Origin of the sequence: Microbacterium gawkjiense (genome assembly GCF_031932225.1) — a bacterium.
Classification (GTDB): domain Bacteria; phylum Actinomycetota; class Actinomycetes; order Actinomycetales; family Microbacteriaceae; genus Microbacterium; species Microbacterium gawkjiense.
Map to the genome: position 1 here is coordinate 811,619 of NZ_JAUZVV010000002.1, position 12,871 is coordinate 824,489.

Here is a 12,871-nt window from a genome sequence, read left to right on the forward strand (position 1 = left end):
GTGTCCGCACCCGCCCCCGTCCTCTCGTATCCCCCGGAGCTGCCCGTCAGCGCCGCGCGGGAGGAGATCACGCGCGCCATCGCGGAGAACCAGGTCGTCATCGTCGCCGGTGCCACCGGATCCGGCAAGACGACCCAGCTGCCGAAGATGTGCCTCGAGCTCGGGCGTACGCGCATCGCCCACACGCAGCCCCGCCGCATCGCGGCGCGCTCGATCGCCGAACGCCTCGCGCACGAGGTGCAGGTGCCGCTCGGCGGCGCGATCGGCTACAAGGTCCGCTTCACGGACGAGGTGACCGACGCCACGCAGGTCACGCTCATGACCGACGGCATCCTGCTCAACGAGATCCACCGCGACCGTCTGCTGCGCCGCTACGACACGATCATCGTCGACGAGGCGCACGAGCGCTCGCTCAATGTCGACTTCCTGCTGGGGTACCTCGCCCGCATCCTGCCCGAGCGTCCCGACCTGAAGGTGATCATCACCTCGGCGACGATCGACCCCGAGAGCTTCGCGGCGCACTTCGCCGCGACCGCACCGGACGGCGAGCGCGTGCCCGCCCCGATCATCGAGGTCTCGGGCCGCACCTACCCCGTCGAGATCCGTTACCGCCCGCACGACGCCGCGTCCGAGGACGACGTCGACGGGCTGCTCGCGGCGCTCCGCGAGCTCGACCGCGAGCCCGACGGCGACGTGCTCGTCTTCCTCCCCGGCGAGGCCGAGATCCGCGACGCGATGGATGCCGTCCGCGGCCTCTACGCGAAGGATGCGCGTCCCACCGAGGTGCTGCCCCTGTTCGGCCGGCTCTCCTCCGCCGAGCAGCACCGCGTGTTCGAGCCGTCCGCGGTCGCCGGGGTGCGGCGGCGGATCATCCTCGCGACGAACGTCGCCGAGACGAGCCTCACGGTCCCCGGCATCCGCTACGTCGTCGACGCCGGCACGGCGCGCATCTCGCGCTACAGCGTGCGGTCGAAGATCCAGCGTCTGCCGATCGAGGCGATCTCGCAGGCGTCGGCGCAGCAGCGCTCGGGGCGCGCCGGCCGCACGTCGGCGGGCATCGCGATCCGCCTCTACGGCGAGGACGACTTCACCGCGCGGCCGGAATTCACCGAGCCCGAGATCCTCCGCACCTCGCTCGCGTCGGTGATCCTGCAGATGCTCTCGCTCGGGTTCGGCGACGTCACGGAGTTCCCGTTCCTCACGAAGCCCGACAGCCGCGGCGTGAAGGCCGCGGTCGAACTGCTCACCGAGCTCCGCGCCGTGACGGGGCGCACGGGCGCGCTACGACTGACGGGCCTCGGCCGGCGGATCGCCCGCTTGCCGATCGACCCCCGGTTCGCGCGGATGCTGCTGGAGGCCGAGAAGCTCGGCGTCTCGCGCGACGTCCTCGCGATCGTCGCGGGCCTGTCCATCCAGGATGTCCGCGAACGCCCCGAGGAGCGCCGGGAGGAGGCCGACCGGCTGCACGCCCGGTTCGTCGACCCGACGAGCGACTTCCTCACCCTGCTGAACCTCTGGAACCATCTCCGCGAGCAGCAGCGCGAGCTGGGTTCGAGCGCATTCCGGCGCCTGTGCCGCAGCGAGCACCTCAACTACGTGCGGGTGCGGGAGTGGTTCGACGTGCACCGCCAGCTGAGCACGCTGTCGCGCTCGGGCGCCGCGAAGGACGCGCCCCGCCGCACCGCCGGCGCCGCCGACCCCGATGCGCTGCACCGCGCGATCCTCTCGGGTCTCCTGTCGCACATCGGCATCCTCGATACGCGCTCGGTCACGACCGATCCCGCCAAGAAGAACGCCCGCAAGCCCCTCCCGCAGTACCGGGGTGCCCGCGGCGCCTCGTTCGCGATCTTCCCCGGCTCGGGCCTGCGCAAGGCCTCCCCCGACGCCGTCATGGCCGCCGAGCTCGTCGAGACCTCCCGCCTGTTCGGCCGCACGGTCGCCGCCATCGACCCCGCCTGGGCTGAGGACCTCGCCGGCGACCTCGCGCACCGCAGTCTCAGCGACCCGCACTGGTCGAAGGATGCCGGTGCCGCCGTCGCGGCCGAGAAGGTGACGCTGTTCGGGGTCGAGATCATCCCCCGCCGCCGCGTGCAGCTCGCCCGCCGCGACCGCGACCTGGCGCGGGAGCTGTTCCTGCGTCACGCGCTCGTCGAGGGCGAGTGGAACAGCCAGCACCTCGACAAGCGGCTCACCGCGTTCGAGCGCCGCAACGGCGAGCTCCGCCGCCAGCTCGAGCGCATCGAGGAGCGGGAGCGCCGCCGCGACATCCTCGTCGGCGACGAGGCCGTGTATGCCTTCTACGACGCGCGCGTGCCGCACGACGTGTTCGACGTCCGCTCGTTCGAGGCGTGGTGGCGCGAGACGCAGCCGCGCACCCCGAAGCTGCTCGACATGACCGAGGGCGACCTCCTCGGCGAGTCCGCCCGCACCGACGAGCGCGACTTCCCGGCGCGCTGGCGTCAGGGCGACCAGGTGCTGTCGGTCGCCTACCGGTTCGAGCCGGGCGCTGCCGATGACGGCGTCAGCATCGTCGTGCCGCTGGCCCTCCTCGCGCAGCTGCGCCCCGACGGTTTCGACTGGCAGGTGCCCGGGATGCGGGACGAGCTCGTCACGGCGCTCATCAAGGCGCTCCCGAAGGCGATCCGGCGCCACGTCGTCCCGGCCGCGGACTGGGCGGCGACCCTCGGCGACGAGCTGCGCGGCTCGGGGCCGGAGGACACCGACGGACTCCCGGCATCCACCCTGCGCGCGGCGCTCGCCGCACGCATCCAGCGCGTCGCGCACCAGCCGGTGACCGAGCGCGACTTCAACCTCGAGCGCGTGCCCGCCCACCTGACCGTCTCGTTCCGCGCCGTCGACCAGCGCGGGCGCACGGTGGGGTCGTCCCGCGATCTGCGCGAGCTGCAGGACCGCCTCGCCGGTCGCGCCCGCGAGTCGGTCGCCCGGTCGCTCAGCCCGAAGAGAGGGCCGCAGCCCTCGGCATCCCCCGCCGCGGCCGTCGCGGCCGCGAGCGCGCCGATCGAACGCACGGGCATCACGACGTGGGACGTCGGCGACCTGCCCGCCGTCGTCGACACGAAGGTCGCCGGCGGTGTCGTCCGCGGCTACCCCGCCCTCGTCGACGCGAAGGACGCCGTGTCGCTGCGGATCGAGGCGACCGCCGAGCGCGCGGCAGACCTGACCCGCGCGGGCGCGCGGCGCCTGCTGCTGCTCGCCGTCCCCTCCCCCACGGCCTATGTCATGGACCACCTGACCGCCCCCGAGAAGCTGGCCCTCGCGGCGTCGCCGTACCCCTCGGCGAAGGCGCTGATCGAGGACGCCCGGGTCGCCGTGGCCGACGCCGTCATGGGCGACGCCGTCATCCGCACCGAGGCCGCGTTCACGGCCGCCCGCGACGCGTTCTCTAGCCGCGTCGTCGACGAGCTGTTCCAGACCGTGTCGCTCGCCGCCCGCATCCTCACCCTGCAGCGCGATGTCGAACGTGCCGTCAAGAACCAGAACTCGATGACGCTGCTCGCCGCCCTCGGCGACGTGAAGGGTCAGCTCGCGGCGCTCCTGCACCCGGGCTTCCTCTCCCGCACCGGCACCGCCCGTCTCGCGCACGTGCCGCGTTACCTGCAGGGGGCGAAGGACCGCGTCGACGCCCTTTCCGACAACCCCGGCCGCGACCGCCAGCGGATGACCGAGTACGAGCGCGCCGCAGCCCTGTTCGCGGATGCCGGGGGCACCCTCCCGCTCCCCGCCGGCGCTCCCGCGCACCTGGTCCACGCGCGGTGGCTCCTCGAGGAGTTCCGCGTGAGCCTGTTCGCGCAGCGCCTCGGCACCGCCGAGCCGGTGTCGCTGCAGCGGGTCTCGAAGGCACTTTCCGAGCGCGGCTGAACTCAGCCGGCCCGCAGCAGGTCGCGGTAGAACTCGATCCCCCGCAGCCACGACCCCACGCGGATGCGCTCGTTGTGCGAGTGCAGGGCCTCCCGCTCGCCGCGCGTCAGGTGGAACGGCGTGAAGCGATACACGTGATCGCTGATCTCGGTGAACCACCGGCTGTCGCTGGCGCCGAGCTGGATGTAGGGCGTCGGGACGACGTCCTCCCCGAGCGCCGACGCGGTGGCGGCGACGAGGCGGTCCCACGCGGGACCCGTCCACGGCGACACCGGCGAGGGCTCCGAGGCCGACGCGACCTCGACCTCGACGCGGCGGTCGGCGATGACACGACGGATGCGGGCGGCCGCCGACGCGGCCGTGTCGCCGGGCAGCAGCCTGACGTTCACGCTCGCCCGGGCGGAGGTGGCGAGGACGTTCGCCCCCGCGGCGCCGGCGAGCTCGGTCACCACCGCCGTCGTCCGCACGAGGGCGTTCAGCTCGGGACCGAGCCGCGGGAAGACCTTCGCGAGCAGCCGTCCCGTCACGCCGATGCTCGCGAAGACGGGCCGCAGCGGGCCGGTCGTGTGCGGGGCGACGGTCTCGAACATCGCGCGCACGGGCGGCACGAGACGCGTCGGAAACGGCCGGCGGTGCAGCCGCAGCACGGCCCGCGCGAGCCGCGCGGTGGCAGGGTCGCGGGGCGGGGTCGAGGCGTGCCCGCCGAGCTCCCGCGCGGTGAGGTGGACGGTCATGACGCCGCGCTCGGCGACGCCGATCACGGCGGTGGGCATGTGCACCCCGGGGATCGCCCCCTCGACGACCGCGCCGCCCTCGTCGAGCACGAGCGAGGGCCGCACGCCGCGCTGCCGCAGGACCTCGACGATGGCCTGGGCGCCGTCGCCGGCGACCTCCTCGTTGTGGCCGAAGGCGAGGTAGACGTCCCGCTGCGGCGTGAACCCCTCGGTGACGAGGGCGTCGACGGCTTCGAGGATCGCGACGAGAGCACCCTTGTCGTCGACCGCGCCGCGCGCGTGGATCTCGGCGTCGTCGCCCGCCCCGACCGTCTCGGCGCCGAACGGGTCGCGGTCCCACTCGTCCGCGACGACCGGCACAACGTCGATGTGCGCCATGAGGACGAGGGGAGCCGCGGCATCCGCTCCGCGCCAGCGGTAGAGCAGCGAGTAGCCGCCGACGACCTCGCGCTCGAGCGCGCCGTGGAGCGCGGGGTAGAGCCGCTCGACGGCGTCCCGGAAGCGGACGAACGGTGCACCGTCGGCATCCGGTTCCCCCGGCGGCATCGACACCGTCGGGATCCGCAGCAGCTCGCGGAACCGGTCGAGGGCGGCGGCGGCGGGACGGGTCACGATCCGACTCTAGATCCGGTGCGCACGCTGCGCCGATAGGCTCGGGCGATGACCTCTCTTCGCTGGGGAATCCTGGCCACCGGCGGCATCGCGCACGCCTTCACCTCGGACCTGAAGACGGCGGGGCGCACCGTCACCGCCGTCGGCTCGCGCCGGCTCGACTCCGCGCAGGCGTTCGCGGAGCAGTACGGGATCCCCCACGCCCACGGATCGTACGAGGATCTCGTCGCCGACCCCGAGGTGGACATCGTTTACATCGCGACCCCGCACAGCCACCACCTCGCGGGCGCCGCGCTCGCCCTCGAGCACGGCAAGCACGTCCTCATCGAGAAGCCCCTCACGCTCGACGCCGACCAGGCCGTCGCGATCCGCGACCTCGCCGCCGATCACGGTCTGCTCGCGATGGAGGCGATGTGGACGCGCTACCTCCCCCACATGGTGCGCCTGCGCGAGATCCTCGCCGACGGCGTCATCGGCGAGGTCCGCCTCGTGAGCGCCGACCACACCCAGAACATCACCGACGACCCGAGCCACCGTCTCAACGACCTCGCGCTCGGCGGGGGCGCGCTGCTCGACCTCGGCATCTACCCGGTCTCGTTCGCCTGGGACGTCCTCGGCGCACCGGCGGAGATCCGCGCCACGGCGCAGCTGGCCGCGACCGGGGCCGACACCGACGTCGCGATCGCGATGGTGCACGCGAACGGCGGCGTGTCCTCGCTCCTCACCTCCTCGCGCGCGGCGGGCGCCAACGCCGCCCAGGTCGTCGGGACGAAGGGGCGCATCGAGATCGACGGCGTTTTCTACGCGCCGACCACGTTCCGCGTGTTCGGGGCGGACGGGGCGCTCGTCGAGGAGTTCCGCACCGAGATCGACGGCCGCGGCATGCAGTTCCAGGCTTTCCACGCCGAGCAGCTCGTCGCGCAGGGGCGCACCGACGGCGACATCCTCCCGATCGACGAGAGCGTCGCGATCATGGGCACGCTCGACGAGATCCGCCGGCAGATCGGCGTCGTCTACCCGCGCGGCTGACGCCGCGGCTCAGGCCGGGTCGCCGAGCTCACGGCGGCGCCGGGCGAGTTCCGCGCGCAGCCGCTCCTCCTCGATCTCGCGCTCGAGGTCGGCGAGCTGCTGCTCGGTCGAGCGGGCCTCGTGCGCGCGCACCGGCGGCGCGGCGGGTTCGCTCGCCCACGGAGCGAACTGCGGCGGACGACTGACCTCGCGCCGCGGGTACTCGCGACCGATCGCGAACCACAGCACCGTCCCGAGGAACGGCAGCAGGATGACAACGAAGAGCCAGACCGTCTTGGGCATGTGCTTCACGAGGCTCTGATCGCGCGTGATGATGTCGACGAGCGCGAAGATCATCCCGGCCAGCACGACGAGCGAGACCAGATAGGGCATGCGCCCGAGTCTATGAGTCAGCGGTGAACGACCGCATCCCCTCCTCCGCGTCGGGAAGAGGGGATGCGGTGGGCCGGTGAGCGGACCGGTTCAGCCGGTGGTCAGGGCACCGATGAGGCCGCTCACGACCATGTAGAGACCCACGGCGCCGCCGCAGATCCACATCGTGATCCGCGCGGTCGTCGGACCGGGTCGGTCGAGGTCGCCCGTGGGCAGATTCTTCGCCATCTCAGTGGCCTGCCCGACGCTTGTTGTAGACGTCGAAGGCGACGGCGAACAGCAGCACGAGACCCTTCACGGCCTGCTGCCAGTCGATGCCGATGCCCATGATCGACATGCCGTTGTTCAGGACACCGATGATGAGACCACCGATGATCGCGCCGCCGATCGTGCCGACACCGCCCTGCACCGCTGCGCCGCCGATGAAGGCCGCCGAGATCGCCTCGAGCTCGAAGCCCTCACCCGCCTTGGGACCGGCGAGGTTGAGGCGCGCGGTGAAGATGAGGCCCGCCAGTGCGGCGAGGACACCCATGTTCACGAAGAGCCAGAAGTCCACCCGACGCGTCTTGATGCCCGACAGTTCCGCCGCGTGGCGGTTGCCGCCGATGGCGTAGATGTGACGGCCGAAGACCGTGCGATTCATCACGATGCCGTAGACGAGCACGAGGACGGCGAGCACGATCAGGGTGACCGGGATGCCCTTGTACGAGGCCAGCGCGAGGGTGAACCAGCCGATGACGACCGCGACGAGCGCGAGCTTGGCGATGAACCAGATGAGCGGGTCGACGTCCTGGTCGTACTTCTGACGGCCGAGGCGCGTACGGACCTGCTGCACCGCGAGGGCGACGATGGCGACCCCACCGATGACGAGGGTGAACAGGTCGGGGTCGGACTCGCCGAACAGCCCCGCGAGGAAGCCGTTGCCGAGCGCGCGGTACTCCGTCGGGAACGAGCCGATGTTCTGGTTACCGAGCACCACGAGCGCGAGTCCGCGGAAGATGAGCATGCCCGCCAGGGTCACGATGAAGGCGGGGATGCCGACGTACGCGACCCAGAAGCCCTGCCAGGCGCCGACGAGGGCACCGATCAGGAGTGACAGGATGATCGCGACGCCCCAGGGCAGTCCCATATCGACCGCCAGCACACCCGACACGGCGCCGATGAAGGCCGCGACGGACCCGACGGACAGGTCGATGTGGCCGGCGATGATGATCATCACCATTCCGATCGCCAGCACGAGGATGTACCCGTTCTGGACGACCAGGTTCGACAGGTTCTGCGGACGCAGCAGGATGCCGTCGGTGAGGATCGCGAACAGGACGACGACCGCGATCAGGGCGATGAAGATGCCGTTGCGGCCGAGGTCGGACAGGACCGTCGCCAGCCAGCGGGTGACGCGGTTGTCGGACGGATGGATGCCGCCGCCGGCGGCGGTCTCCGTGGAAGTGGTGTTGGACATGTGTGTCTCCTGCCCCGTCAGCGGGGCTTCTCCATGGTCATGAGTTTGAGGACGTGTTCGGGGGTGGCCTCGCTGATCGGCATCTCACCGGTGATCCGACCCTCCGACAGCGCGTACACGCGGTCGGAGATGCCGAGGAGTTCGGGGAGCTCCGACGAGATGACGATGACGCCCTTCCCGGCGGCGGCGAGCTTGTTGATGATTGTGTAGATCTCGTACTTCGCTCCGACGTCGATGCCGCGGGTGGGCTCGTCGAGGATGAGCACCTCGGGGTCGGAGTAGATCCACTTCGACAGGACGACCTTCTGCTGGTTGCCGCCCGAGAGCTTCCCGGTCTTGGCGAGCACGGTCGGCGCCTTGATGTTCATGCTCTTGCGGTACTGGTTGGCGACGGCGAACTCCTCGTTGTCGTCGACCAGCCCCGCCTTCTCGAGCTTCTTCAGCGACGCCATCGAGATGTTCCGCTTGATGTCGTCGATGAGGTTCAGTCCGTAGGTCTTGCGGTCCTCGGTGGCGTACGCGAGGCCGTTGGCGATCGCCTCCGACACCGTGCGCGTGCGGATCTCCTGGCCGCGCATGAAGACCTTGCCCGAGATGCGGGTGCCGTAGCTGTGGCCGAACAGGCTCATCGCGAACTCGGTGCGGCCGGCGCCCATGAGGCCGGCGATCCCGACGATCTCGCCCGCGCGGACCGTGATCGACACGTCGTCGACGACGACACGGGTCGGGTCCTGCGGGTGGTGCGCGGTCCAGTTCTCGACACGCAGCAGCTCGTCGCCGATCTGCGGTTCGTGGTCGGGGTAGCGGTGCTCGAGGTCGCGACCCACCATGTCCTTGATGATGCGGTCCTCGGTGACGTCGGACTTCGCGATCGTCTCGATCGTCTTGCCGTCGCGGATGACCGTGACGGCGTCGGCGACCTTCTTGATCTCGTTCAGCTTGTGGCTGATGATGATCGACGTGATCCCCTCCTCGCGGAGGCTGAGGATCAGATCGAGCAGGTGATCGGAGTCCTCGTCGTTCAGGGCGGCGGTCGGCTCGTCGAGGATGAGGAGCTTGACCTCCTTCGAGAGCGCCTTCGCGATCTCGACGAGCTGCTGCTTGCCGACACCGAGCTGGTTGACCTTGGTGGTGGGGTTCTCGCGCAGTCCGACGCGCTTGAGCAGCTCCGCCGCCTCGAAGTTGGTCTTGTTCCAGTCGATGAGGCCGCCCGCGCCCGTGCGCTCGTTGTTGAGGAAGATGTTCTCGGCGATCGAGAGGTAGGGGCTGAGGGCGAGCTCCTGGTGGATGATGACGATGCCGCGCGCTTCGCTGTCGCGCAGGCTCTTGAACTCGACGACGTCGCCGGCGTAGTGGATCTCGCCGTCGTAGGTGCCGTGCGGGTAGACACCCGACAGCACCTTCATGAGCGTCGACTTGCCGGCGCCGTTCTCGCCGCAGATGGCGTGGATCTCGCCGCGCTGGACGGCGAAGTTGACGTTCGACAGCGCCTTCACGCCAGGGAACGTCTTGGTGATGCCGCGCATCTCGAGGATGGTCTCGGTCACGATCTCCGACTTCCGTGAGGGATGGATGGGGGTGCGTCGGCGGCGAGGCGAACCTCGCCGCCGACGCGGATGGTCAGTGGCGGACCCGGGTCAGAGACCCAGCTCCTCCGCCGTCCAGTAGCCCGTGTCGACGAGCGCCGACTGGACGTTGTCCTTGACGACCGGGACCGGGGCCAGCAGGTACGACGGGACGACCTTGACGTCGTTGTCGTACGTGGTGGTGTCGTTGGTCTCGGGCTCTTCGTCGTTCAGCACGGCGACGGCCATGTCCGCAGCGACCTTGGCCAGCTCGCGGGTGTCCTTGAAGATCGTCGCGTACTGCTCGCCGCTCAGGATGGCCTTGACCGAGTCGACCTCGGCGTCCTGACCGGAGATGATCGGCCACTCCTCACCGACGGAGTAGCCGGCGTCGGCGAGAGCCGAGATGATGCCGCGCGAGATGCCGTCGTAGGGCGACAGGACGGCGTCGACCTGCGTGCCGTCGCTGTAGTTGGCCGTGAGGATGTCCTCCATGCGGCTCTGCGCGGTCTCGCCGTCCCAGCGGAGCGTCGCTGCCTGCTCGATGCTCGTCTGGCCCGACTTGACGACGAGCGTGCCGTCCTCGATGTAGGGCTTCAGCACGTCCATCGCGCCGTTGAAGAAGAAGAACGCGTTGTTGTCGTCCAGCGAGCCGGCGAACAGCTCGATGTTGAACGGCCCCTTGGGCGCGTCGTCCAGCTTGTTGCCCTCGAGGTCGGTCAGGCCGAGACCGTTGAGGACGGTCCATGCCTGCTGGTTGCCGACGAGCTCGTTGTCGAACGTCGCGTAGTAGTCGACGTTCTCGGTGCCCTTGATGAGGCGGTCGTAGGCGATGACGGGGATGTCGGCATCCGCGGCGTTCTGCAGGGCCTCGGTCAGCGTCGTGCCGTCGATCGAGGCGACGATCAGCGCCTCGGCGCCCTTGGTGATCATGTTCTCGATCTGCGAGACCTGGGTGGGGATGTCGTCCTCGGCGTACTGCAGGTCGACCTTGTAGCCCTGGTCCTCCAGTGCCTTCTTGACGGCGTCGCCGTCCTGGATCCAGCGCTCGGAGCTCTTGGTCGGCATCGCGACGCCGATCAGGCCGCCGTCGCCGCCGCCCTCGTTGCCGCCGCCGCTAGTGCCACCGCCGTTGCCGCCGGCGCATGCCGTGAGTGCGAGGGCGCCGGCTGCGAGGCCGACGAAGATGATCCTCTTGAGTTTCACTGTGATTCCTTTCCCGTTGACTTCGGTGTCGTGGTGTTCGGTTGGTGCATGACCCCTGCCGGGGTCCTGTGGGTGGTGGCCGCGCCCGGTATCGGGCTACCGGCGGCCGTCGGTGATCGGTTCCCGCAGGTCGCGAGCGCGGCCGGAGAGGTCCGCGATCGTCTCGGGCGAGAGGGGCTCGGTGGGTCCGCCGGCCGCGGCGAGTGCAGCGGTGCGGGCGACGCCTTCGAGCACCTGCGCGACACGGGCCGCCTCGCGGGCGGAGCCGGCCGCGCAGAAGGCGCCGAGACCTGCGACGAGGACGACGGAGGCGCCGTCGCCGCGGAGGGCCTTGACGAGCGCCGCCGGGTCGACGCGCGGCCCGGCGAGGACAGGCACCGCGCCGCCGAACTCGCGAGCGGACTGGGCGGTGACGCAGGGGATCTCCTGCCCGCGTGCCGCCCAGGCGGCCGCGTGGCCGGTCTCGAGGTGGACGAGGGCCATCGTGTCCGGGAGCTCGCGGAGCACCGTCGCGTAGAGCGCGACGTCGGCGGGGCGCGCGCCGCCCTCGCCGGGCGTCCCGGCGACGGGGGTGCCGGTGAGGGTGAGGACCATCATCCGCTCGGGCGCGAGGTCGTCGTCCGCGTCCACGGGTCGGGTGACGAAGAGGTCCGCGTCGGGGACGCGCTCGCACAGCGTGGCCGAGACCAGGCCACGGCGGGACAGGTCGACCAGGAGGGATGCCACTCGCTCGCGGATGCGTGCGACGGCCACCTCGGTCTTCACCCCGCTCACGTAGCGCTCGTCCTTCGACGCCATTGCCGACTCCCTTGTCCTGCGCGGTCCGATCCACTCGGCCGGGTGACGGCCATGTGACCGTTCACATCGGAGACTATGCACCCAAGGCCGCGGCGATGTCAAACACGACGCGCCGAGAGGGTCAGAGTCGGGCGACCGCCGCCGTCGACGACCGGACGACGAGCTCCGGCGTGAGCATGGGAAGCGCTGCGGACCCCGCCTCGTCGAGCAGGATCTCGACGCACCGGCGGCCGAGTTCGGCGAAGTCCTGACGCACCGTCGTGAGCGGCGGCCAGAAGTGGCCCGCCTCTGGGATGTCATCGAACCCGACGATGCTGATGTCGCGCGGACAGTCCAGGCCCTCGTCGCGCACGGCGTGCAGGAGCCCCAGCGCCATCTGGTCGTTGGAGGAGAAGATCGCCGTGAAGTCGCGGTATCGCAGCAGCTCGCGCCCGGCGTAATAGCCGAAGTCGGCGGTCCAGTCCCCCAGGATCGGCGCGGTCGTGGCGATGTCCCATGCGCTGATCTCCTCGAGGAAACCCGTCATGCGAGCCTCCGCCTCCATCCAGTCCTGCGGCCCCGCGAGGTGGTAGATCGAGCGGTGGCCCAGTTCGATCAGGTGGCGTGTGGCCAGTCGGGCGCCCGCGACCTGGTCGACGGCGACGGAGTGACCCGCGTCGGGATCGGTGGACTGCAGGGTCACGAACGGCACATCGACCGCGTGGGCGGCGATGGCCCGGATGACGCGCACCTGGGGCGCGATCACGACGAGGCCCTCGACGGATTGGGCCATGAGGTGCGAGATGCCGTCGGGGATGGACTGCGGGTCGCCGGGGTCGATGTTCGCCGTCGACACCCAGTAGCCCCGCGCCTGCGCGGCCGCTTCGATCGCGGCGATGGAGGCGGCCGGGCCGTACTGCGTCGCCGACGCCGCGAGCACGCCGATGGTCCGCGACCGGCTCGTCACCAGCGCACGGGCCGCGCGGTTCGGGCTGTACGAGAGATCCCGCATCGCCGCCAGAACCCGGTCCCGCGTCTCCGGCCGGATGCTGGGGTGGTCGTTCAGGACGCGGGACACCGTCTGGTGCGAGACCTCCGCGAGGCGCGCGACATCGCGGATACTCGGTCTCCGGCCGGCGGCATCGTCGCTCATCGGGCCCCTTGCTGAATGTTCACGGTCACATCGATTCGACGCCATTATGCACGTCTCGACCCCCAGGGCACCCTACTCCCCTGTC

At 70.7% G+C, this 12,871-nt stretch carries 10 protein-coding genes; 2 read left to right on the plus strand and 8 right to left on the minus strand.

Features of this window, described 5'->3' with window-relative positions; translation table 11 throughout:
* Positions 1 to 3,879, plus strand: a complete 3,879-nt coding sequence (hrpA, locus tag Q9S71_RS12075) for an ATP-dependent RNA helicase HrpA (protein WP_311862563.1) — start codon at positions 1 to 3, stop codon at positions 3,877 to 3,879.
* A 2-nt stretch (positions 3,880 to 3,881) separates the two neighbouring features.
* Here hrpA and Q9S71_RS12080 read toward each other — a convergent pair whose 3' ends face one another.
* Positions 3,882 to 5,225, minus strand: coding sequence for a M20/M25/M40 family metallo-hydrolase (locus Q9S71_RS12080; RefSeq protein WP_311862565.1), 1,344 nt, complete (start codon positions 5,223 to 5,225; stop codon positions 3,882 to 3,884).
* A 48-nt stretch (positions 5,226 to 5,273) separates the two neighbouring features.
* Between Q9S71_RS12080 and Q9S71_RS12085 the strand changes: the two genes are divergently transcribed.
* Complete coding sequence (locus tag Q9S71_RS12085; protein ID WP_311862567.1) at positions 5,274 to 6,254, plus strand: Gfo/Idh/MocA family protein; 981 nt, start codon at positions 5,274 to 5,276, stop codon at positions 6,252 to 6,254.
* A 9-nt stretch (positions 6,255 to 6,263) separates the two neighbouring features.
* On the opposite strand, the gene Q9S71_RS12090 is transcribed toward Q9S71_RS12085, so the two are convergent.
* The 7 genes from Q9S71_RS12090 to Q9S71_RS12120 all read right to left on the minus strand — a co-directional run bounded on the left by Q9S71_RS12090 (position 6,264) and on the right by Q9S71_RS12120 (position 12,786).
* Positions 6,264 to 6,626, minus strand: coding sequence for a PLD nuclease N-terminal domain-containing protein (locus tag Q9S71_RS12090; protein ID WP_311862568.1), 363 nt, complete (start codon positions 6,624 to 6,626; stop codon positions 6,264 to 6,266).
* Positions 6,627 to 6,716: 90 nt separating this feature from the next.
* The gene (locus tag Q9S71_RS12095; protein ID WP_311862569.1) at positions 6,717 to 6,854 is read right to left on the minus strand and encodes a hypothetical protein; all 138 of its coding nucleotides are present in this window, start codon (positions 6,852 to 6,854) and stop codon (positions 6,717 to 6,719) included.
* 1 nt (position 6,855) lies between these two features.
* Complete coding sequence (mmsB, locus tag Q9S71_RS12100; RefSeq protein ID WP_253035882.1) at positions 6,856 to 8,085, minus strand: multiple monosaccharide ABC transporter permease; 1,230 nt, start codon at positions 8,083 to 8,085, stop codon at positions 6,856 to 6,858.
* Positions 8,086 to 8,102: 17 nt separating this feature from the next.
* A complete protein-coding gene (gene mmsA / locus Q9S71_RS12105; RefSeq protein WP_217530495.1) occupies positions 8,103 to 9,632 on the minus strand; it encodes a multiple monosaccharide ABC transporter ATP-binding protein in 1,530 nt (509 codons plus the stop codon).
* A 90-nt stretch (positions 9,633 to 9,722) separates the two neighbouring features.
* Positions 9,723 to 10,856 carry a multiple monosaccharide ABC transporter substrate-binding protein gene (gene chvE / locus Q9S71_RS12110; protein ID WP_064001686.1) on the minus strand — a complete coding sequence of 378 codons (1,134 nt, stop codon included), beginning with the start codon at positions 10,854 to 10,856 and terminating at the stop codon, positions 9,723 to 9,725.
* A gap of 96 nt (positions 10,857 to 10,952) precedes the next feature.
* Entirely contained in the window at positions 10,953 to 11,654 is a 702-nt protein-coding gene (locus Q9S71_RS12115; protein WP_311862570.1) for a class II aldolase/adducin family protein, read from the minus strand.
* A gap of 121 nt (positions 11,655 to 11,775) precedes the next feature.
* Positions 11,776 to 12,786, minus strand: a complete 1,011-nt coding sequence (locus tag Q9S71_RS12120) for a LacI family DNA-binding transcriptional regulator (RefSeq protein WP_311862571.1) — start codon at positions 12,784 to 12,786, stop codon at positions 11,776 to 11,778.
* Between the last annotated feature and the right edge of the window lie 85 nt (positions 12,787 to 12,871).